At 72.2% G+C, this 22,449-nt stretch carries 15 protein-coding genes; 7 read left to right on the top strand and 8 right to left on the bottom strand.

Annotated features, from left to right (window positions below; genetic code table 11):
• Positions 1-27: 27 nt before the first annotated feature.
• Positions 28-948 carry a hypothetical protein gene (locus BIV23_RS06470; protein WP_071379751.1) on the top strand — a complete coding sequence of 307 codons (921 nt, stop codon included), beginning with the start codon at positions 28-30 and terminating at the stop codon, positions 946-948.
• 349 nt (positions 949-1,297) lie between these two features.
• Here BIV23_RS06470 and BIV23_RS06465 read toward each other — a convergent pair whose 3' ends face one another.
• From BIV23_RS06465 to BIV23_RS06435, 7 genes are all read right to left on the bottom strand, one after another.
• Positions 1,298-1,819, bottom strand: coding sequence for a DUF1990 domain-containing protein (locus tag BIV23_RS06465; protein ID WP_071379750.1), 522 nt, complete (start codon positions 1,817-1,819; stop codon positions 1,298-1,300).
• A 71-nt stretch (positions 1,820-1,890) separates the two neighbouring features.
• Positions 1,891-3,540, bottom strand: a complete 1,650-nt coding sequence (locus BIV23_RS06460; protein ID WP_071379749.1) for a M4 family metallopeptidase — start codon at positions 3,538-3,540, stop codon at positions 1,891-1,893.
• Positions 3,541-3,791: 251 nt separating this feature from the next.
• The gene (locus BIV23_RS06455) at positions 3,792-5,855 is read right to left on the bottom strand and encodes a M4 family metallopeptidase (protein ID WP_071379748.1); all 2,064 of its coding nucleotides are present in this window, start codon (positions 5,853-5,855) and stop codon (positions 3,792-3,794) included.
• 281 nt (positions 5,856-6,136) lie between these two features.
• Positions 6,137-7,906: an ABC transporter ATP-binding protein gene (locus BIV23_RS06450; protein ID WP_071379747.1), complete on the bottom strand. Its 1,770-nt coding sequence runs from the start codon at positions 7,904-7,906 to the stop codon at positions 6,137-6,139.
• On the bottom strand, positions 7,903-9,642 hold the full coding sequence (locus BIV23_RS06445) for an ABC transporter transmembrane domain-containing protein (RefSeq protein ID WP_071379746.1): 1,740 nt from the start codon (positions 9,640-9,642) through the stop codon (positions 7,903-7,905). Before BIV23_RS06445 ends, BIV23_RS06450 begins: the two co-directional genes overlap by 4 nt.
• A gap of 27 nt (positions 9,643-9,669) precedes the next feature.
• A complete protein-coding gene (locus tag BIV23_RS06440) occupies positions 9,670-11,565 on the bottom strand; it encodes an ABC transporter ATP-binding protein (RefSeq protein ID WP_071379745.1) in 1,896 nt (631 codons plus the stop codon).
• Complete coding sequence (locus BIV23_RS06435) at positions 11,562-13,445, bottom strand: ABC transporter ATP-binding protein (RefSeq protein WP_071379782.1); 1,884 nt, start codon at positions 13,443-13,445, stop codon at positions 11,562-11,564. Before BIV23_RS06435 ends, BIV23_RS06440 begins: the two co-directional genes overlap by 4 nt.
• Before the next feature lie 182 nt (positions 13,446-13,627).
• On the opposite strand from BIV23_RS06435, the gene BIV23_RS06430 reads away from it, so the two are divergent.
• Genes BIV23_RS06430 through BIV23_RS06415 form a run of 4 tightly spaced genes read left to right on the top strand, consistent with a single transcriptional unit; the run spans position 13,628 to position 17,189 of the window.
• Complete coding sequence (locus BIV23_RS06430) at positions 13,628-14,548, top strand: ABC transporter ATP-binding protein (RefSeq protein ID WP_071379744.1); 921 nt, start codon at positions 13,628-13,630, stop codon at positions 14,546-14,548.
• Positions 14,545-15,279, top strand: a complete 735-nt coding sequence (locus tag BIV23_RS06425) for an ABC transporter permease (RefSeq protein ID WP_071379743.1) — start codon at positions 14,545-14,547, stop codon at positions 15,277-15,279. Before BIV23_RS06430 ends, BIV23_RS06425 begins: the two co-directional genes overlap by 4 nt.
• 25 nt (positions 15,280-15,304) lie before the next feature.
• A complete protein-coding gene (locus BIV23_RS06420; protein WP_071379742.1) occupies positions 15,305-16,555 on the top strand; it encodes a sensor histidine kinase in 1,251 nt (416 codons plus the stop codon).
• Entirely contained in the window at positions 16,545-17,189 is a 645-nt protein-coding gene (locus BIV23_RS06415; RefSeq protein ID WP_071379741.1) for a response regulator, read from the top strand. The genes BIV23_RS06420 and BIV23_RS06415 overlap by 11 nt, the downstream gene beginning before the upstream one ends.
• 36 nt (positions 17,190-17,225) lie before the next feature.
• On the opposite strand, the gene glgX is transcribed toward BIV23_RS06415, so the two are convergent.
• Positions 17,226-19,472: a glycogen debranching protein GlgX gene (gene glgX / locus BIV23_RS06410; protein ID WP_177239740.1), complete on the bottom strand. Its 2,247-nt coding sequence runs from the start codon at positions 19,470-19,472 to the stop codon at positions 17,226-17,228.
• A 215-nt stretch (positions 19,473-19,687) separates the two neighbouring features.
• Between glgX and BIV23_RS06405 the strand changes: the two genes are divergently transcribed.
• Both BIV23_RS06405 and BIV23_RS06400 read left to right on the top strand, forming a co-directional pair.
• Positions 19,688-20,899, top strand: a complete 1,212-nt coding sequence (locus tag BIV23_RS06405) for a L,D-transpeptidase (RefSeq protein WP_079172978.1) — start codon at positions 19,688-19,690, stop codon at positions 20,897-20,899.
• 156 nt (positions 20,900-21,055) lie between these two features.
• Positions 21,056-22,291 carry a L,D-transpeptidase gene (locus tag BIV23_RS06400; protein ID WP_177239738.1) on the top strand — a complete coding sequence of 412 codons (1,236 nt, stop codon included), beginning with the start codon at positions 21,056-21,058 and terminating at the stop codon, positions 22,289-22,291.
• Positions 22,292-22,449 lie beyond the last annotated feature (158 nt).

The following is a 22,449-nucleotide window of genomic DNA, read 5'->3' as shown; positions in this document are numbered from 1 at the left end:
TCAGGACGTCGTACGAAAGGAGAACTGATGGTCGGCTCGTCGTACGAGGCGCTGCACCGGATCTTCCAGAAGGATCCGACGCTGCTGACGAAGGCGTTACAGAAGGTCCTGCACGTGCCCTTCCCCGAACCGAGGGAGATCGCGGCGCTGAACGTGGACCTCACGGAGATCGAACCGGTCGAGCGCCGCGTGGACACCCTGCTGCGGGCGGAGACGGACGAGGGCACGTACCTGCTGGTGGTGGAGTCGCAGGGCAAGACGGACGAGCGGAAGCGGGGCAGCTGGCCCTACTACCTGAGCTACCTCTACGAGAAGTACCGCTGCGAACCGGTCCTCATCGTCATCACCCAGAGCAGCCGTACCGCCCAGTGGGCCTCGCGCCCGATCCGGCTCGGCTTCCCCGGCTGGGAGCCGCTGACCGTCCGCCCCCTCGTGCTGGGCCCCGACAACGTGCCCGTGATCGCGGACGAGCGGCAGGCCGAGAAGGACGTACCCCTCGCGGTGCTCTCGGCCATGACACACGGGCGTGGCCCGCAGGCACCGGCCATACTGGAATCCCTGGCCGCCGCCCTGCGGACCATCGACCCCGACAGCGCCGCCGTCTTCGTGCAGTTCATCGACTCGTGCCTGACCGACCCCCAGGCGAAGCAGATGTGGAGGGACCTGATGACCGCGATCCAGTACTTCTGGCGACACCCGCTCGCCGAACAAGTGCGCGAAGAAGGACGAGAACAGGGACGGGAGCAGGGGCTGGAGCAGGGGCTGGAGCAGGGGCGGCTTGAGGCCAAGGCCGAGATGGTCCTCCACGTCCTGGAGTGGCGCGGCATCCCGGTCTCCGGCGCCGTCCGCGACCGCGTCAGCGCCTGCACGGACCTCGACCAGCTGGAGGTCTGGGCCCAGCGAGCCGTCCATGCCACGGACGCGGCGGAGCTGTTCGTCGAGGCATGAGGAAGTGGTCTGAAAAGCAAGGTGAACCCAGAGACGCTTACGGTCTACCGTCGGCTGACAGGCCTTTGCTGAGTCGTCAGATTCCACCTTGGTCAGGCGCTCCCAGCACGTGGACGATTTCGAGTAGGTCTCCACTCACCGGGATGCGGCCGTACGCGGTGTTGCCGAGCTCCACGGCCCAGTGAACTCATCAAGCCCGTAGCGGTCCTGCGTGACCTGCGTATATGTTCCACCGATTCGGAGGCGACCCGTGCTCAGACATGCCTCGGATCATCACATTTACGCGCTGTCAGCAACAACGGGCACGGAACCCACCACCCATGTTGGCGGGTTCCTTACTCCTTACTGCTCACTCCTCCGACAACCCCGCACACAGCTTCTTCAGCACCCCACCGCACCGCCGTGCGTACGCGTGCTGCAGGCCCCGGGTCGCCGGGCCGCCCGCCCTCGTGTACCACTTGGCCGGTTTGCTGAAGGCGGCCACGGTCAGCCAGACCGTGCCGTCGCCGGTGCGGTCGACGAGGAAGGCTTCCTCGCCGCATTCGGGGTGGTCTTCGAGGGTGCCGTAGGCCCAGCCGGCGCGGCGGGGTTGCTCGGTCGTCCAGATGACGCGGCAGGGGGCTTTCAGGAGGCCGGCCAGGGTGACGGTGACGTCCGCGCCGGGGGTTGCGCGGTCGGCCGTCGTGATGATGCCTACGCCCATGGCGCGGTGCATCTCCCAGGTGAGGACCGCCTCGGCCGCACGTGCGAAGAGTTTTTCGCCCTCGCCGAGGCGGGTGCGTACGAAGAGGGGGTGGAAGCCGGGCGGGCAGTACGTCAGGTCGTCGCGGGTCGCGCCGACGGGCTCGTAGGTGAAGGGCGCCGAGGACATGGGTCACAAGGGTAGGCGGCACCCGGGGGGTTCTCCCACCGGGTGCCGCCCAGAGTTCAACTACGGCTGGTTCAGCTGACGTTGACCGCCGACCAGGCCGCGGCCACCGTGTTGTACTCGGTGCTGCCGGAGCCGTACAGGTCCTTGGCCGCGCTCAGGGTGCCCGCGCGGGCGGCCTTGTAGTCGGTGGTCGAGGTGAAGTACGTGGTCAGTGCCTTGTACCAGATCTGGAGCGCCTTGTCCCGGCCGATGCCGGTGACCTTGGAGCCGTTGGAGGTCGGGGAGTCGTACGAGACCCCGTTGACCGTCTTGGCGCCGCTGCCCTCCGACAGGAGGTAGAAGAAGTGGTTGGCGACGCCGGAGGAGTAGTGGACGTCCAGGTTGCCGACCGAGGAGGACCAGGAGTCCGCCGAGCCGCCATCCTTGCTGGGCTTGTCCATGTAGCGCAGCGGGGTGCCGTCGCCGTTGATGTTGATCTTCTCGCCGATGAGGTAGTCACCGGGGTCCTTGGCGTTGTTCGCGTAGAACTCCACGCCGACGCCGCCGAGAATGTCGGAGGTCGCTTCGTTCAGGCCGCCGGACTCGCCGCTGTAGTCGAGGCCCGCGGTGTTGGCGGTGACGCCGTGGGTCATCTCGTGGCCGGCCACGTCCAGCGAGGTCAGCGGGTCGGCGTTGCCTTGACCGTCGCCGTACGTCATGCAGAAGCAGCTGTCGTCCCAGAAGGCGTTCACGTACGAGCTGCCGTAGTGGACGCGGGAGTAGGCGGCCTTGCCGTCGTTCTTGATGCCGCTGCGGCCGAAGACGTTCTTGTAGTAGTCCCAGGTCTCCTGCGCGCCGTAGGCGGCGTCGGCGGCGGCCGTCTGGTCGCTGGAGGAGGTGGAGGCGGTGCCGGTGCCGAAGGTGTTGGTCGAGTTGCTGACCAGGGTGCCGGTGCCGGACGTCTTGCGGGCCAGGTTGTAGGTCTTGTGGCCGCCGCGCGAGGCGTCGGTGAGGTTGTACGACGAGCCCGACTGGGTCGTGGTCAGGCTGACGGTGCCCGAGTACAGCGTCTTGCCGGTGCCGGTCGCGTTCTCGATGCCCTGGTACTCGAAGAGCTTCTTGCCGGTCGCGGCGTCGGTGATGACGTGCAGCTGGTTCGGGGTGCCGTCGTCCTGGAGGCCGCCCACGATCGTCTCGTAGGCCAGGACCGGCGTGCCGTTCGCCGCCCAGATCACCTTGCGCGCGCCGTCCGTCGAGGACTTGGCGGAGCCGAGCGTCCTGGCGGCGGAGACCGCTTGCTGCGCGGCCTTGGCGGGGGTGATCCTCGGTGTGAGCGAGGCCACCTTGATGGCCGCCTTGGTCGCCTTGGTGACGCCCTCGGTCCTGCCCGACTCGGCGGTGTGGACGACCAGGTCGCCGCCGAGGACGGGGAGGCCGGCGTACGTCCGCTCGTAGCGGGTGTGGACCGTGCCGTCGACGTCCTTGACGACGTCCTTGACGACCAGCTTCTCCTTGGCGCCGAGGCCTATCGACTGCGCGGTCGTGGCGGCGTCGTCCTGTGCCTTCTGCATCAGGGAGGCGTGGGCCGTGGCGGACAGCGCGGCGGGGGCGGCGGCCGGCCGGTGGGTCGTGGGCTGGGCGGAGGCGGTGGTGGTCAGCCCGGTGGAGAGCAGGGCTCCGGCGGCGACAGCGGTGGCGATGGCCAGAGTGGTGCGCTTGTGACGCGCGTAGAGGGGGCTCACTCAAAGCTCCTTCAGGTGGGGAGTCCGGGCAGCGTGGGGTTACTGGCCCGGCTGTGTGGGGTTGTGAAGTTGCTGTGCTGCTGCGGCGGGTGGAGAGAGAGTGACATCAAGGGCGCGTACATGTCAGGACCTTGAAGTGATGTTGGCTGAAAGACGACCGGCGGAGAAACATTTCAGGAATGTGAACCCGGGCCGTCCGAGGGGGGTCCGCCCTCGGACGGCGCCGTGACACAAGGGCCCTGACGTGCGGCCTACGGGAAGGTCAGCTTCCAGTCGTTGAGTGTGCCCGTGTCCTGACTGGCCTGATCCTGCACCTTCAACTTCCACGTTCCGTCGGCCGTTTCGGCCGCCGCGTTCACCGTGTACGTCGCCTTGACGTCGGCGGCCGAGTCGGAGGAGCTGAAGTTCTTCAGCCGGTACGCCTTGCCGGACGGGCCGACGAGGTCGATGACCAGGTCGCCGCGCCATGTGTGCGTGATGTCGACGTTCACCCGGAGGTTGCCCGGCGCTTTCCCGCCGCGGCCGGAGACGGTGATGGCCGAGGTGATGGCGGGACCGTTGTCCGGGATCGCCGTCCGCGTGTTGTTGTCGTACGTCGAGCCGGTGCCGCCACCGCCACCGCCGCCGGAGCGCGAACCGACGTTGACGGCCGCCCAGGCGTCCTCGACCGCCGCGTACTCGGCGCCGGAGGTGCCGTACAGCTCACCGGCCGCCGCGAGGGTGCCGGTGCGGGCGTCGGCGTAGTTCGTGGTCGAGGTGAACTTGGTGGTCAGCGCCCGGTACCAGATCTGGAGCGCCTTGTCCCGGCCGATTCCGGTCACCGGAAGCCCGTCCGACGTCGGCGAGTTGTAGTTCACGCCGTTGATCGTCTTGGCGCCGCTGCCCTCCGACAGGAGGTAGAAGAAGTGGTTGGCGACACCGGACGAGTAGTGGACGTCGAGGCCGCCGACCGACGAGGACCAGGAGTCGGCCGAGCTGCCGTCCTTGCTCGGCTGGTCCATGTAGCGCAGCGGGGTGCCGTCGCCGTTGATGTTGAGCTGCTCGCCGATGAGGTAGTTCCCGGGGTGGGTGGGGTTGTTGGCGTAGAACTCCACACCGGTGCCCATGATGTCGCTGGTGGCCTCGTTCAGGCCGCCGGACTCGTCGCTGTAGTTCAGCCCCGCCGTGTTGGCGGTGACGCCGTGGCTCATCTCGTGCCCCGCGACGTCGAGCGCGGTCAGCGGCTGGGCGTTGTTCGCGCCGTCGCCGTACGTCATGCAGAAGCAGCTGTCGTCCCAGAACGCGTTCACGTACGAATCGCCGTAGTGCACGCGGGAGTAGGCGCCGACGCCGTCGTTCTTGATGCCGCTGCGGCCGAAGACGTTCTTGTAGAAGTCCCAGGTCTCCTGCGCGCCGTAGGCCGCGTCGGCGCCCGCGGTGGCCGCGTTCGACGTGGTCCCGTCGCCCCAGGTGTCGTTGTCCTGCGAGAACAGCGTGCCGGTGCCGTCGCTGCCGCCGCCCAGGTTGTACGTCTTGTGGCCGCCGCGCGAGTCGTCGGTCAGCGTGTACGTCGAGCCCGACCGGGCCGTGGTCAGCGTGACCTGCCCGCTGTACCGGGTGTTGCCGACGCCGGTCTCGATGCCCTGGTACTCGTAGAGCTTCCTGCCCGTGGTGGCGTCGGTGACGACGTGCAGCTGGTTCGGGGTTCCGTCGTCCTGGAGGCCGCCCACGATCGTCTCGTAGGCGAGGACGGGCCTGCCCGTGGCGGCCCAGATCACCTTGCGGACGCCGGAGGCGGCCGACTTCGTGCCGCCGCGCGCCTTCGCCCGCCGCACGGCCTGCTGCTCGGCCGCGGCCCGGGAGACCTTCGGGGTGAGGCCGGGGACCTTCACGGTGGCGTTCGTGGCACGGATGACGTCCATGGTCTTGCGGGACTTGTTCGTGTCCACCACCAGGTCGCCGCCGAGGACGGGCAGACCGGCGTACGTCCGCTCGTAGCGGGTGTGCAGCGTGCCGTCGGCGTCCTTGACGACGTCCTTGACGACCAGCTTCTCCTGGCTGCCGAGGCCGATCGAGCGTGCCGTCGCGGCCTTCGTGGCATCGGCGTCGCGCAGCAGCTCGGCGCGCTGCGAGGGCGAGAGCCTGAGTGCCGTGTGCGCCGGGTTCGTCGTGGCGGGCCGCGGGGTGGCCGCCGGTGCGGCACTGGCCGCGCCCGTCTGGACGGCGGCGGCGATCAGCGCGGCGACACCGGCGAGGGCGAGCGCGGCGCTGCGGCGGTGGGCGGTGCGGAACTGCGGGGTGTGGGAGGTGCGTCCGCGAGAGGAATTGCGTCTCAACACTGACTCCTTCTGCGTGGCCGCGGGTCGTGCGGCCAGGGGAGACCGGACGAGAGGTCGGGGCGTCCGGGCAGAACAGGACGTGCGCGAAACGAGGTGCGGGGTCGTGCGGGCCGACTCGCGTGCGTGCGCGTGCAGTTGTGGGGTTGCTGTGAGTCGGCCAGGGAAGAGTGGCAGGGGATGGGTATGTCTGTCAGGACCGCGTCACAAACTTGGCCGGAAACGGTCCGTTGACCGGATGTTCATGTCCGGTATGCGGACTGCCCGGCGGGAAGCGCCCCTCAGCGGGCGTCCCCGTGCCAGGTCCGCCACAGCGCCGCGTACGCCCCGCCCGCCGTCACCAGCTCCTCGTGCGTGCCCAGTTCCGAGAGGCGGCCGTCCTCCATGACCGCCACGCGGTCGGCGTCGTGCGCGGTGTGCAGGCGGTGCGCGATGGCGATGACCGTACGTCCCTCCAGAACGGCGGCGAGGGCGCGTTCGGTGTGGCGGGCCGTGGTGGGGTCCAGCAGCGCCGTCGCCTCGTCCAGGATCAGGGTGTGCGGGTCGGCCAGCACCACACGGGCCAGGGCGAGTTGCTGGGCCTGCGAGCCGTCGGTGGCCGTGCCGCCCGTACCCAGCCGGGTGTCCAGGCCGGCCGGCAGGTCGCGCACCCACGCGTCGGCGCCCACCGCCGCCAGCGCCGCCCACAGGGCGTCGTCCGTGGCCTCCGGTTCGGCGATCAGGAGGTTGTCCCGGACCGTGCCGAGGAACACATGGTGCTCCTGCGTCACCAGCACCACCTGGCGGCGCAGCAGCTCCGGCTCGAGATCGGCGACCGGCACCCCGCCCACCGTCACCGCGCCGGACCCGGGCCGGTCGATGCCCGCGAGCAGCCGGCTCAGCGTCGTCTTGCCGGCCCCGGAGGGCCCCACCACCGCGAGCCGCTCCCCGGGCCGCACCGTCAGGTCCACCCCGCGCAGCACCTCGCCGCCGCGCTCGTAGGCGTACCGCACGCCCCGCACGTCGACACGGTCGTCCGCCGGCACCGGCGAGCCCGTCCCTGCGTCCCCGCGGGGCGCCCGCGCCGCCAGCCCCTCCACGCGCGCGAACGAGGCGCCGCTGCTCTGCAGTTGCTCCACCCGCATCAGGATCTGGTCCAGCGGCTCGGTGAACTGCCGCAGATACAGCGCCGCCGCCACCACCGCGCCCACCCCGACCGAGCCCCGCTCGTGCAGCCAGCCGCCCAGCAGCAGGATCCCCGCCACGGGCACGGTGTAGGTGATGTCGACCGCCGGGAAGAACACCGTCCGCAGGAACAGCGTGTAGAAACGGGTCCGGCGGGATGTCTCCAGCGCGTCCCGGCCGGCCGTGATCCGCCGCTGCCGCAGCCCGAACGCCTCGACCGTGCGGGCCCCGGCCGCCGTCGAGGCGACGATCTCCGCCACCTCGGACGTCGCCGCGCCCTCGGCGAGATAGCCGTCCCGGGCCCGCCGCAGATACCAGCGCAGCGACAGCCAGATCGGGGTCAGCGCGAGCACCCCGAACGCCCCGAACAGCGGGTCCAGCGCGAACACCGCGCCCAGCACGAACAGCGCCTGCACGGAGTCGACCAGCAGTTCCGGACCGACGTCCCGCAGCGTGCTGCCGACGGTCGCCACGTCCGCCGTCCCCCGCGCCGTCAGGTCACCCGTCCCGGCCCGCTCCACCACGGACGCGGGCAGCGCCAGCACCCGCTCGACGTACTCCTCGCGCACCCGGGCCAGCATCCGCTCCCCGAACCGGTAGCCCACGTGCCGCGCCCAGCGGGCCAGCAGCAGCTGCGCGAGCGAACACAGCAGGATCCACAGCGCGAGCCGGTCCACCGCCCCGACCCCGTGCCCGGCGCGCACCTCGTCGACGATGCGCCCGACCAGCCACGGCCCGGCCAGTCCCGCCGCGGCCGCCAGCGCGTTGAGCAGCACCGCGGCGGCGAACGCCCGCCCGTCGGCCCGCACCAGCCGCACCACGGCCCGCCGCACCTGCGCCCGGTCCGCGACCGGCAGCAACCCCTCACCCGGCACGCCCGCCGTCACCCTGCGACCCCTTCCGTGTCCGCGGCATCCTCGGTGTTCCCGGCCTCCACGTCCCGGGCGACCAGGGCCCGGTACGCCGGCTCCTCGGCCAGCAGCCGCCGGTGCGGGCCGTGCGCCGCGACCTTGCCGTCGGCCAGGAACACCACCGTGTCCGCGCGGTCCAGCACCAGCGGCGACGTCGACGTCACCACCGTCGTACGGCCCTCGCGCGCCGCCCGCAGCCGTTCGGCCACCGTCGCCTCCGTGTGCGCGTCCAGCGCCGAGGTCGGCTCCACGGCCAGCAGCACCTCGGGGTCGGCCAGCAACGCCCGTACCAGCCGCACCCGCTGGCGCTGGCCACCGGAGAGACTGCGGCCCTGCCCGGCGACGGCCGAGTCGGCCCCCTCCGGCAGCCCGCGTACGACGTCGTCGGCCGCTGCGGCGTACAGCGCCCGCCGCAGCGCAGCCTCCCCGACCGCGCCCTCGGCGGCCACGACCTCCCGCAGCGGCCCGGCGAACAGGTCGGCCTCGTTGTCCGCGACCAGCACGCGCGCGCGTACGTCGGCCAGCGGGATCGCGTCCAGCCGCACCCCGCCCCAGGTGGCGTCGGTCGGGCCGAAGCGGCCGAGCCGGTCGACGACGGCGGTCGCCTCGGCGGGCCGGGCGGCGGCCAGCACGGTCAGCCGGCCCGGCGCGATCCGCACCCCGGACACGGGGTCGTGCAGCTCGGCCGGCCCGGCGGGCGCGGGCCGCGTGCCCACGTCCGGGTCCGGCGCGAGGCGCAGCAGCCCTACGACCCGACGCGCGGCCACCACGCCACGGTTCAGCTCGTAGGCCATCTGCACCATGAACGCCACCGGCCCGATCAGCACCGCGACATAGCCGTACACCGACACCAACTGGCCGACGCTGATGTGCCCCTGGGCCGTCAGCCGGGCACCGAGCCAGGTCACGACGGCGAGGAACAGGGTGGGCAGGCCCACGCCGAGCGCCTGCACCCAGCTGGCCACCGCGCCCACCCGGTACCCCTGCGCGCGCAGCGCCTGCGAGTCCGTACGGAACCCGTCGGCGAACAGCGACTTCCCGCCCAGCCCGTTGAGGACGCGCAGGCCCCCCGCGAGGTCCCCGATGCGGGCGGTCAGCACGCCCTGCCGCTCCCGGTACTCGCTCTCCGCGTGCTGCAGGCGCAGCGTCAGCGGCCCGGTGACCAGCGCGAGCACCGGCAGCCCGAGCAGGACCACGGCGGCGAGCGGCGCCGAGACGGTGAACAGCAGCCCGGCGACCACCACGTACACCACCATCGAGCCGACGCCCGGCCCGACGGCGGTGAGCGACTGCGCGATCACCTGTACGTCGCCGACGCCGATGGTCACGACCTCCCCGGCCCCCGCCCGGCGCGGCAGCGCGTCCCCGAGCCGCACCACATGCCCCACGACCGCCTTCACCGTGCGGAAGTTGGCGTCCATCCGCACCCGGGTCATCGTGCGGTGCCGCATGATGCTCAGCCAGGCGTTGCCCGCGCCCAGCACGAACATCGCCCCCGCCCACGCGGCCAGCACCCCCAGCCGCCCCGGCACCAGCCCGTCGTCCACGGCCCGCGCCACCATGTACGGCTGCGCGGCCAGCAGCACCATCCACACGCTGGCCAGCGTGGCACCGGCCAGCGACCGCCCCCGCTGCCGCCACACCAGCCACCACAGAAACCGCCAGCCGCCGCGGGTGTCGGGCACACCCGGTTCCTCGTACGCGTCGATCATCCGTCCCCCGTTCGCGTCGCCCTGGGCCTACGCCAGGCTGTCCCGCCAGGTCCTGTGCAGCTCCGCGAAGCGGCCCGGGCCCGAGACGAGGTCGGCCGGTGGGCCGTCCTCGACGATGCGGCCGTGCTCCATGACCAGGACCCGGTCCGCGATCTCGACCGTCGACAGGCGGTGCGCGATCACCACCGCCGTACGCCCCCGCAGCACCGTCGTCATCGCCCGCTGCACCGCCCGCTCGCCCGGGATGTCCAGGGAGCTGGTCGCCTCGTCCAGGATCAGCACCGCCGGGTCGGCCAGCAACGCCCGGGCGAAGGCGACCAGTTGGCGTTGCCCGGCCGAGATACGGCCGCCGCGCTTGCGTACGTCGGTGTCGTAGCCGTCGGGCAGCGCGCTGATGAACGCGTGCGCGCCGATCGCCTTCGCGGCCCGCTCGATCTCCTCGCGGGTGGCGTCGGCCCGGCCGACGGCGATGTTGTCCGCGACCGTCCCGGAGAACAGGAACGCCTCCTGGGTCACCATGACCACCCCGCGCCGCAGCTCCGGCGTGGGCAGTTCCCGCAGGTCCACGCCGTCGAGCAGGACGCGGCCGCCGGTGGGGTCGTAGAAGCGGGCCAGCAGCTTGGCGAGGGTGGACTTGCCCGCGCCCGTGGAGCCGACCACGGCGACCGTCTGTCCGGCCGGGAGGGTCAGATCGAAGCGGGGCAGCACCTCGCCGCCGGTGCGGTAGCCGAAGCGGACCGCGTCGAAGACGACCTCGCGTCCGGGCACGTCGCCCTTCGGCGGCGGGAGTTCGCGGGGCGCCGTCGGCTCGGGCACGGACGGGGTCTGGGCCAGCAGGCCGGCGATCTTCTCCAGGGAGGCCGCAGCCGACTGGTAGGCGTTCAGGAACATGCCGAGCCGGTCGATGGGGTCGTAGAGGCGGCGGAGGTAGAGGACCGCCGCCGCCAGCACGCCCAGCTCCAGCGAGCCGGTCGCCACCCGGTAGGCGCCCCACAGAACGATCCCCGCCACCGCCGTGTTGGCCACCAGCCGGGAGCCGACCACATAGCGGGCCATCTCCAGCAGCGCGTCGCCGTTCGTCCGCTCGTGCCGCCGGTTCAGCACGGCGAACTCGGCGTCGTTCACGGCCTCCCGGCGGAAGGTGCGCACCGGGCGGATGCCGTTCATCGTCTCCACGAACTTCACGATCACCGCCGCGATCGCCGTGGACCGGGCCCGGTACACCCGCCCCACCCGCCGCTGGTACAGGCGCACGAGCAGGTACAGCGGCGCGAGGGAGGCCACCGCGAGCGCGCCCAGGCCGAGGTCCAGCCACAGCAGCAGCGCGGAGATGTAGACGAAGGACAGCACGACGGTCACCAGCTCCTGGAGCCCGTCGTTCAGCAGCTCGCGCAGCGACTCGACGTCCGTCGTGGAGCGGGATATCAGCCGGCCGGAGGTGTAGCGCTCGTGGAAGTCGACGCTCAGTGCCTGCGCGTGCCGGAAGATCCGGCCGCGCAGGTCCAGCAGCACGTCCTGGCTGACGCGCGCGCAGGTCTCGATGAACGCGGCCTGGAGGGCGCCGGAGAGCAGCGCGCACAGCAGACAGCCGACGGCCACCGCGATCAGCGGGCCGCTTCGGTGGTCACGGAACGCGGGTACGGCGTTGTCGATGGCGTACGCCACGATCAGCGGGCCCGTCTGCACGGCCGCCTGCTGGAGCAGCAGCAGGACCGTGGTCCGTACCGCCCTGCCCTTCAGAGGGGCGAGCAGGGAGCGCAGCAGGGCGGCGGTGGCGCCGGGCGCGGTGGGCAGGACGTCCCGGTCGAAGGCGTCGTCCGCGCCGTCGGCCCCCGGCGCGGCCCTCCCCGCGGCCGTCTGCCGCCCGGGACCGGGGAGTTCGTCGTCGTCGGAGGTGGGGGTGGAGGCGGTCGTGGTGGTCAACGGGATTCCTCCCCGTCCCTGGAGTGCCCGGACTCCCCGGACATCAGATGCGCGTACTCGGCGTTGGTGCGCAGCAGTTCGTGGTGCGTGCCGACGGCGGCTATCCGGCCGCCCGAGAGCAGGGCGACCCGGTCGGCGAGCAGCACCGTGGACGGGCGGTGGGCCACGATCAACGCGGTGGTGTCGGCGAGGACCTGGCGCAGGGCGGACTCCACGGCCGCCTCCGTGTGCACGTCGAGGGCGGACAGCGGGTCGTCCAGGACCAGGAAGTCCGGTCTGCCGACGACTGCGCGGGCTAGCGCGAGGCGCTGGCGCTGACCGCCGGACAGGCTGAGGCCCTGCTCGCCGACCCGGGTGCCGGCGCCCTGCGGGAGGGCGTGCACGAAGCCGGCGGCCTGCGCGACGTCCAGCGCCCGCTCCAACTCCGGCTCGCCCGCGTCCGGCCCGGCACCCATGAGGACGTTCTCGCCGACGCTCGCCGAGAAGAGCGTGGGCTCCTCGAAGGCCACGGCCACCCTGGCGCGCAGCTCCTCGCGGGGCATCTCGGTGATGTCGACGCCGTCGAGGGTGATCCGCCCCGAGGTGATCTCGTGCAGTCGCGGCACGAGCGCGGTGAGCGTCGTCTTCCCGCTCCCGGTCGCACCGACCAGCGCCATGGACTCACCAGGGCGGATGTGCAGGTCGATGCGGGTGAGGAGGGGCGGCGAGGCGGGGTCCGCGTCGGGGTACCGGAACCGGACGTTCTCGAACCGGAGCCCGGCGGCGGAGTGCGCGCGCGGTCCACCGCGCTCACGCCGGGCGGCTGAGACCTCCCCGTGCCGGGTGATCGAGTCCTCCCCGCGCCGGGCGGCCGGGCCTTCCCCGTGTCCAGCCGTTGCCGAGTCCTCCTCCGGAGCCTCGTCCATCGCCTCGAAGTAGCGTTCCGTGGCCGTTGCCGCCTCCTGGCTCATGGCCAGCAGGAAGCCGATGGAGTCCACCGGCCAGCGCAGGGCGAGTGCCGTGCTCAGGAAGGCGACCAGGGTGCCCGCCGACAGGCCGCCGTCGGACACCCGCACCACCCCCAGCACCAGTGCCGCCCCGATCGCCAGCTCGGGCAGGGTCACGATGACGCCCCAGATGACGGCCAGCAGCCGGGCCTTGCGCAGTTCGGTGCCGCGCAGCGTGAGCGCCAGTTCGCGGAAGGCGTGCGTCTGGCTGCGGTGGCGGCCGAAGCCCTTGACGACGCGGATGCCGAGCACGCTCTCCTCGACCACCGTCGTCAGGTCGCCGACCTGGTCCTGCGCCGCCCGGGCCACCGTGGCGTACCGCCGCTCGAAGACCGCGCAGGTCCACATCACCGGGATCGTGGGTCCGAGGATGACGAGCCCCAGCACCCAGTCCTGCGCCAGCATGATCACCACGCCGACCAGGATGGTCACACCGTTGACCAGCAGGAACGTCAGCGGGAAGGCGAGGAACTGGCGCAGCAGCATCAGGTCCGTGGTGCCCCGGGACAGCAGTTGGCCCGAGGCCCAGCGGTCGTGGAAGCTCACCGGCAGCCGTTGCAGCCGCCCGTACAGCCCCGCCCGCATCCGCGCCTCCACGCGCGAGAGCGGACGGGCCACCAGCCACCGGCGCAGACCGAACAGCAGCGCCTCGGCGACGCCCAGCAGGAACAGGTACAGGGCACCGAGCCACACGCCGCCCGGGTCGCGGTCGGCGACCGGTCCGTCGACCATCCACTTCAGGACGAGCGGGATCACCAGCCCCGTGCAGGAGGCCACGACGGCGACGAACGCGGCCGTGAACAGCCGTGCGCGCACGGGGCGTACGTACGGCCACAGCCGCAGCAGCGTGCGGACGGCCGATCGGTCCTCGGTGGTTGCACGTGTCGTGGGCATCACCGCGAGCGTACGGACCGGCACTGACATCGCCCACCGAGTTTCGGCCGGAGGCGGCTCCGTCGCTGGTCCTACGACCTGCGCGCGCGAGGAGTCGTAGGGCGGCATCAACCGATCGGCGGATGCGGCTTCGAGCGGGTCGGCCGATGTGCCGCGGGGTTCCGGGGCGCAATGCTCGGAGCATGCCATCCGTCATCGAAGTCACCGATCTGCGCAAGTCGTACGGCGGCCGCGCCGTGGTCGACGGTGTCTCCTTCACCGTCGAGGAGGGCGAGATCTTCGGGATCCTCGGCCCCAACGGCGCCGGCAAGACCACCACCGTGGAGTGCGTCGAGGGCCTGCGGGTCCCCGACGGCGGCCGGGTCCGGGTCCTCGGCCACGATCCCGTCGCCGACCACGCGGAGGTCGCGCGCGTGCTCGGCGCCCAGCTGCAGCAGAGCGAACTCCAGGCCAAGCTCACCGTGCGCGAGGCGCTGGAGCTGTACTCCGCGTTCTACCCGCGCCCCGCCGACTGGCGGCCCCTCGCCGAACGACTCGGCCTGACGGGCAAGTTGAGCACCCGCTTCGGCAAGCTGTCCGGCGGTCAGCAGCAGCGCCTGTTCATCGCGCTGGCACTCGTCGGCGGGCCCCGCGCCGTGGTGCTGGACGAGCTGACCACCGGCCTGGACCCGCGCGCCCGGCGCGACACCTGGCAGCTGATCGAGGAAGTCCGCGCGAGCGGGGTCACCGTGCTGCTGGTCACCCACTTCATGGAGGAGGCGCAGCGGCTGTGCGACCGGATCGCCGTCATCGACCGGGGGCGGATCGCCGCGCTGGACACCCCCTCCGGGCTCATCCGCCGCTCGGCGGGCGCCACGGTCATCAGCTTCAGCCCGTCCGCGCCGCTGGACGAGCGTGAGCTCGCCGCGCTGCCCGCGCTCGCCTCGGTCGAGCGCAAGGGGGAGCGGATCACGCTGTCCGGCACCGACGAGACCGTGGACGCCGTCATCACCCTGCTCGCCCGCCACCACATCACCGCCCGCCAGCTCCGGGTCGTCGACGCCACGTTGGACGACGCGTTCCTGGACCTGACCGCAGGCCCCGCCGAGGAGGAAGCCGCGTGAACACCGCCGTGCTGCGCACCGAGTTCCGGCTGCTGCGCCGGGAACCGGCCACCATTTTCTGGATCTTCCTGTTCCCCTCGCTGCTGCTGGCGATCCTCGGCTCCATCCCCTCGTTCCGTCATGCCGACGCGTCGATGGGCGGGCTGCGGCCGGTCGACGTCTACGTGCCCATCGCCGTACTGATCGCGCTGATCATGTCCGGGGCGCAGGGGCTGCCGCAGGTCCTCACCGGCTACCGGGAGCGCGGCATCCTGCGCCGCATGTCCGTCACGCCGGTGCGCCCCTCGGCGCTGCTGGCGGCACAGATGGCCGTCCAGGGCGTGGCCGCGCTGGCCTCGGCGGTGCTCGCGCTCGTGGTCGGCCGGGCGGCCTTCGGGGTGACGCTGCCCCGGCAGCCGGCCGGCTATCTGCTGGCCCTGCTGCTCGCGGCGGCGTCCGCCCTCGCGCTCGGCAGCGTCGTCTCGGCGCTCTCCCGGACGACGAAGGTCGCCGGTGCCATCGGGTCGATGGTGCTCTTCCCGATGATGTTCAGCGCGGGCGTGTGGATCCCGGTGCGGTCCATGCCGCACGCGCTGGCCAGGGTGGTCCAGCTGACCCCGTTCGGTGCGGCGGCCCGCGCCCTGGACCAGGCCGCCTCCGGCGACTGGCCGGCCTGGGGGCACCTCGGGGTGCTCGCGGCGTGGACGGTGCTGCTCACCGGCGCCGCCGTGCGCTGGTTCCGCTGGGAGTGAGCGGGCCGTGCCGGACACTGGGGGCATGACGAGCACCGTGCAGCAGCCGCCCCGGGCCTCCTTCGACACCTGGGGGCCCTGGGCGCTGCTGGTCGTCGGTGTCGTCGCGGCGGCGATCTCCGCCCGGCCGGTCGGCATGGACCGGCCCGGAATGATCGTCTGCACGGTCCTCGTGCCCGTGGCCGCCGTGCTGCAGCTGTACTGGGGCAGGGTGAAGCGCAGGCGGCCGGGCCCGAGCCGGACGGGTGTGTCCCTCTACCTCCTGCGCTGGTCCGTCGCCTTCGTGCTGACCTGGGCCAACCCGTTCTTCGCCTTCTACGCCGTGAGCGGCTACTACACCGCCGGCCGGGAGCTGCCGCGCCGGCTGGTGCTGCCGGGACTCTTCCTGACCGCCGTCACCATGGCCGGCAGCGAGGTGGGCGGCTGGCCGCCGCACGGGCTGGTCATGTGGCTCGGCTTCTTCCTCGTGCTGGGCGTCAACATGGGGATGGTCAGCGTGTTCACCCGGTTCGCCGAGCAGGAGCAGGCCCGGCTCAGTGTCCAGGCCGACACCATCGCCGAGCTGGAGCGCACCAACACGGCGCTGCAGCAGGCCCTCGACGAGAACGCGGCCCTGCACACCCAGCTCCTCGTCCAGGCGCGGGAGGCGGGCGTGGCCGACGAGCGGCGCCGACTCGCCGCCGAGATCCACGACACCATCGCCCAGGGCCTGACCGGGATCATCGCGCAGCTCCAGGTCGTCGCGAACGCCCCCGACCTGACCACCGCCCGCACCCATCTGGAGCGCGCCTCCACGCTGGCCCGGCACAGCCTCGGCGAGGCCCGCCGGTCGGTGCACAACCTGGCGCCGGTGGAGCTCATGGCCGACGGGCTGCCCGAGGCGCTGAAGAAGACGGTCGCGGAATGGGGCGAACGCACGGGCGTGCGGGCCGAGTTCACGGTCACCGGCACCACCGAGCAGCTGCACGACGAGGTCTCGGCGACGCTGCTGCGCATCGCCCAGGAGGCGCTGTCCAACGCCGCCCGGCACGCCCGCGCGACCCGGGTCGGGGTCACCCTCTCCTTCATGGGCGACGAGGTCACCCTCGACGTCCGCGACGACGGCACGGGCTTCGATCCCGCTGCCGTACCGCCCCGCACCCGCGCCGGCGGCTTCGGCCTGGACGGCATGCGGGCCCGCGCCGAGCGCATCGCGGGCGCCCTGACCGTGGAGTCCGAACCCGGTCACGGCACGGCGGTGTCGGCTCGCGTACCGTTGGTCGGCGATGACCGCTGAGACCGTGATTTCCCTGCTGATCGTGGACGACCACCCGGTCGTCCGCGACGGCCTGCGCGGCATGTTCGAGTCGGCGCCGGGCTTCCGCGTGCTCGGGGAGGCCGCGGACGGCGTCGAGGCGGTGGCGCGGGCCGCTGCCCTGGACCCGGACGTGATCCTGATGGACCTGCGGATGCCGGGCGGCTCGGGCGTCGACGCGATCCGCGAGCTGACCCGCCGGGGCGCCCGCGCCAAGGTCCTGGTCCTCACCACCTACGACACCGACTCCGACACCCTCCCCGCGATCGAGGCGGGCGCGACCGGCTACCTGCTGAAGGACGCCCCGCGCGACGAGCTGTTCACCGGTGTGCGGGCCGCCGCCGAGGGTCGTACGGTCCTCTCCCCGGCGGTCGCCTCCCGCCTGGTCCACGCGGTCCGCACCCCCCGTGCCCCGTCCGGCGAACCGCTGTCGGCCCGCGAACGCGAGGTCCTCGCCCTGGTGGCCAGGGGCACGTCGAACCGTGAGATCGCCCGCGAACTGTTCATCAGCGAGGCCACGGTGAAGACCCACCTCACCCACCTGTACGCCAAGCTGGGCGTCAACGACCGCGCGGCGGCGGTGGCGACGGGGTACGACCGGGGCATCCTGGGCTGAGCCGGCCCGCACACCGGCTCAGGCCCCCTCAGCCCCTCAGAGCACTTTCAGCAGCAGCACGCACCGCCCCGGCACCGTGATCCGCTCCCCCGCCGGATGCACCGTGCCCGGCGGCTCCGCCTGGTCCTCGCGGTCGGTGTCCACGAGCACCTCGTACCGCTGCGCCCACGGCGCGCCCGGCAGCACGAACCCGGTCGGTTCCCCGCCCGCGTGCAGCACCGCGAGGAAGCTGTCGTCCACGACCGGCGCCCCCCGCTCGTCACGGCCGGGGATGTCCCGGCCGGAGAGGTACATGCCGAGCGTGGCCGCGGGGGCGTACCAGTCGGCCTCGGTCATCTCCGTGCCCCGTGGGGTGAACCAGGCGAGGTCGCGCAGCCCGTCCGCCGAGTGCGCGCGGCCGGAGAAGAAGGCGCGGCGGTGCAGCACCGGGTGCCGGTGGCGCAGGGCGATCAGGCGGGCGGTCAGGTCGGTCAGCGCCCGCCAGCCCGGTTCGGCCGTCAGCGACCAGTCCAGCCAGCCGATCTCGTTGTCCTGGCAGTAGGCGTTGTTGTTGCCGCCCTGGGTGCGGCCGAGTTCGTCGCCGGCGACCAGCATCGGCACACCGGTGGACAGCAGCAGGGTGGTCAGGAGGTTGCGGAGCTGGCGGCGGCGCAGCGACCGGATCCGCTCGTCCCGTGTCTCGCCCTCCGCGCCGCAGTTCCAGGAGCGGTTGTCGTCGGTGCCGTCGCGGTTGTCCTCGCCGTTGGCCTCGTTGTGCTTGCGCTCGTACGACACCAGGTCGCGCAGCGTGAACCCGTCGTGGGCGGTGACGAAGTTGACCGAGGCGTACGGGCGGCGGCCGCCCCAGGCGTACAGGTCGCTGGAGCCGGACAGGCGGTAGCCCATCTCCCGCACGTCCGGCAGGGCCTGGCGCCAGAAGTCCCGGACCGCGTCGCGGTAGCGGTCGTTCCACTCCGTCCACAGGGGCGGGAAGGCGCCGACCTGGTAGCCGCCCGAGCCGATGTCCCACGGCTCGGCGATCAGCTTCACCCGGTGCAGCACCGGGTCCTGCGCGATGACCGCCAGGAACGGGGAGAGCATGTCGACGTCGTGCATCGAGCGGGCCAGCGCCGCCGCGAGGTCGAAGCGGAAGCCGTCGACGCCCATCTCGGTCACCCAGTAGCGCAGCGAGTCGGTGATCAGCCGCAGCACCTGGGGCTGGACGACGTGCAGCGTGTTGCCGCAGCCGGTGTAGTCGGCGTAGCGGCGGGCGTCCGCCTGGAGCCGGTAGTAGCCGCGGTTGTCGATGCCCTTCAGGGAGAGCGTCGGCCCCAACTCCCCAGCTTCCGCAGTGTGGTTGTAGACCACGTCGAGGATCACCTCGATGCCGGCCGCGTGCAGCGCGCGCACCATCCGCTTGAACTCGCCGACCTGCTGGCCCGTCGTCCCGGTGGCCGCGTAGCCGGCGTGCGGGGCGAAGTAGCCGATGGAGTTGTAGCCCCAGTAGTTGACGAGGCCCCGGCGCAGCAGGTGGTCCTCGTGCGCGAACTGGTGGACGGGGAGCAGCTCCACGGCCGTCACCCCCAGCCGGGTCAGGTGCTCGATCGCGGCCGGGTGCGCCAACCCGGCGTACGTGCCGCGCAGCTCCTCCGGGATGCCGGGGTGCAGCTTGGTGAAGCCGCGCACGTGCAGCTCGTAGAGGACGGAGTCGGCCCAGGGGGTCTTCGGCCGGCGGTCGTCCCCCCAGTCGTCGTCATCGTCGACGACGACACCCTTCGGCACGTACGGCGCCGAGTCCCGCTCGTCGCGCACGGTGTCGGCGACGTACTGCTCGGGCCAGTCCCGGACGTGCCCGTACACCTCGGGCGGTAGCCCGAACTCGCCGTCCACCGCCCGCGCGTACGGGTCCAGCAGCAGCTTGGCCGGGTTCCAGCGGGCGCCGGTCCACGGGTCCCAGCGGCCGTCCACCCGGTAGCCGTAGCGCTGGCCCGGCATCACGCCCGGTACGAAGCCGTGCCATATCTCGTGCGTCAGTTCGGTCAGCCGGACCTGGGTCTCGCGGCCGCCCTCGTCGAACAGGCAGACCCGGACCGCCTCCGCCCCGCCCGCCCACAGGGCGAAGTTGGTGCCCGCGACCCCGTCCGGGCCGGTCCGGAACCGGGCCCCGAGCGGGGTCGGCGCGCCCGGCCAGACCACCGGGGCCGGCGCCGCGGCGTGCCGGACGCCGTTCAGCCCGGCAGGCTGCTGCCCGGTCCCGAGGGCCGGCTGCCCGGCCGGTGCCCGCCGCTCCGCTGCGCTCGTCACCTGTCGGCCCCTCTTCCAGCCCGGGGGACGGCGCAGTCCACCGCCCGAAGAGCATCCCGCTCGGCCCTCCGGCACGGCTGCGCCCCCGTGCGGCTCCTGTTCGGGCTGGGGTCCCCCTCCGGAGGCTCCCCAACGTGTCGTCCTTCCCTGTCTTCTGCCCAGTGCGTGCCTCGCACTCACGTTTCCCCCGGGCGGGCCCGGTCGTTGAGCCCCGCGTGAGGCACGTACAAGGACGCGCACGGCGCGCGGGGGCCGCGCTGGCCGCGGTACTGACAGGGGCGGCACTGCTGGCGGGCTGTTCCGGGGGCTCCGGTCAGCTCGGGGCGTACGACAAGCCCCGGGCGCCACAGGACGTCATCCGCGTCAGCCCCGACGACGCCGGCACGGGCGTCCGCCCCGGCGAGCGGCTGCGGATCCGGGTGCCGGAAGGGCGGCTGGAGAAGGTGACCGTCGTCAGGGAGCAGGACGCGCAGGTCTCCCCGGTCCGCGGGCACGTCAGCGCTGACGGACGGAGCTGGCGGCCCGACGACGACCGGCTCGCGCTCGCCGCCCGGTACATCGTCGACGTGGTGGCGCGCGACGCGGACGGCCGCCGCTCGGCCCGGCACACCACCTTCACCACCCTCGTCCCCGACCAGCGGTTCATCGCCTACGTCACCCCCGAGAACCGTGCCGTCGTCGGCACCGGCATGATCGTTTCGCTCGTCTTCAGCCGGGGGATCGCCGACCGGGCCGCCGTCGAACGCGCCGTCCGGGTCAGCGCGCGGCCGCCCGTCGAGATCCGTCCGCACTGGTTCGGGGGCAGCCGGCTGGACTTCCGCCCCGAGCGGTACTGGAAACCCGGCACCGAGGTCACCGTCCACCTGGGCCTGCGCGACGTCCAGGGGGCGCCCGGCGTCTACGGGTTGCAGGACAAGACCTTCGCCTTCACCGTCGGCCGCAGCCAGGTCTCCCTGGTGGACGCGGCGAAGCACACCATGGAGGTACGCCGCGACGGCCAGCTCCTCGCCACGGTGCCGATCACGGCGGGCGGCCCGCGCAACCCGACGTACAACGGCAAGATGGTGGTGATGGACATGAAGGACGTCACCCGCATGAACAGCCGCACGGTCGGCTTCGGCGGCGAGTACGACATCCCCGACGTCCCGCACGCCATGAAGCTCACCGCCTCCGGCACCTATCTGCACGGCAACTACTGGTCGCCGGACGCCCCCGGGCACGTCAACGTCAGTCACGGATGCGTGGGGCTCATGGATGTCAAGGGCGGCAGTTCGGCCACGCCCGCGGGCTGGTTCTTCGACCGCAGCCTCATCGGCGACGTCGTGGAGGTCGTGGGCAGCCGGGACCGGACGGTGGCCCCGGACAACGGCCTCGGCGGCTGGAACATGACCTGGCAGGAGTGGAATACGGGCAGCGCGGTGAAGTAACCGGGGGAGGGGCTTTCGGTACGGGCGGGGGTGCGGGCGCAAGTTGCGACGGAACGGTGACATTCGCCTGACACCGAGCTCAAAACCAGGCGGTTAATATGCGCGCACCAGTGTGGTGGGGAGCGGGCCTGACCAGGTCCGGCGAGGGGAGACGACTTGAACGTGCGGCCCATATCGGGGGCGTCGGCGGCGGGACGGCGAGGCCGTGGGAACACAGGATGGGCGCTGATATCCGGCGCCCTGGTGCTGTCGCTCGCCGCGTGCGGCGGGGGCGGCGGCAAGGGGGCGGGGGCCGACGGCAAGGGCTCCAGTACCCAGCAGGGCAAGCAGCAGTCGGCGGCGGCCGTCACCATATCGCCCAAGTCCGGCGCCACCGGCGTCGACACCAGCGGCGCGCTGAAGGTCGACGTCGCCAAGGGCAGGCTGACCGAGGTGACCGTCAAGGACGCCAAGGGCGCGAAGGTCGACGGCAGCATCAGCGGCGGGGGCGCGTCCTGGACGCCGTCGACCCACCTGGCCGCGGCCACCACGTACAGGGTGCACGCGGTCGCGAAGGACTCCGAGGGCCGCGAGAGCGCCGAGGACTCCACCTTCACCACCCTCACCCCGAAGAACACCTTCCTCGGCACCTTCACCCCCGAGGACGGCTCCACCGTCGGCGTGGGCATGCCGTTCTCCGTCAACTTCACGCGGGGCATCACGAATCCGCAGGCCGTCGAGAAGTCCATCAGGATCACGACGCAGCCCGCGGTCGACGTCGAGGGCCACTGGTTCGGCAACGACCGCCTCGACTTCCGCCCCGAGAAGTACTGGAAGGAAGGCACGAAGGTCACCGTCGACCTGAACCTCGACGGCGTCGAGGGCCGCTCCGGCGTCTACGGCAAGCAGCACAAGACCGTGACGTTCACGATCGGCCGCAACCAGGTCTCCGTCGTGGACGCCGCGAAGCACACGATGAAGATCACCCAGGACGGAAAGGTCGTCAGGACCCTCCCGGTCACCACCGGCAAGCCCGGCTACGACACCTGGAACGGCCAGATGGTCATCAGCGAGAAGCTCACCGAGACCCGCATGGACAGCGAGACGGTGGGCTACGGCAAGCAGTACGACATCAAGGACGTCCCGCATGCCATGCGCCTGACCGGCTCCGGCACCTTCGCCCACGGCAACTACTGGGGCGGCGACGCCTTCGGCAACTACAACGCCAGCCACGGCTGCATCGGCCTGCGGGACGTGCAGGGCGGCTACGACAGCTCCACCCCGGCGGCCTGGTTCTTCGACCACTCGCTCATCGGCGACGTGGTGATCGTCCAGCACGCGGACGAACGCACGGTGGACCCGTCCAACGGCTTCAACGGCTGGAACATGTCGTGGGCGGACTGGACGAAGTGAGCCCGCACCGACGGGCGGGCCCGGTGCTGTGAGGAACGGCACCGGGCCCGCCCGCGTTAGTCCCCGTGCTGTGTCTGCCTGGGGGACAACCCCCAGACCCCCGGCCGAGTGTGATCGAGCGCACCGACCCGGTCGCCGTTAGTCCCCGTTAACCTGCC

The organism is Streptomyces monashensis (genome assembly GCF_001866665.1).
Lineage (GTDB): Bacteria > Actinomycetota > Actinomycetes > Streptomycetales > Streptomycetaceae > Streptomyces > Streptomyces monashensis.
The sequence above is the reverse complement of the archived record's forward strand: the minus strand, read 5'-3'. Positions and strand labels throughout refer to the sequence as shown.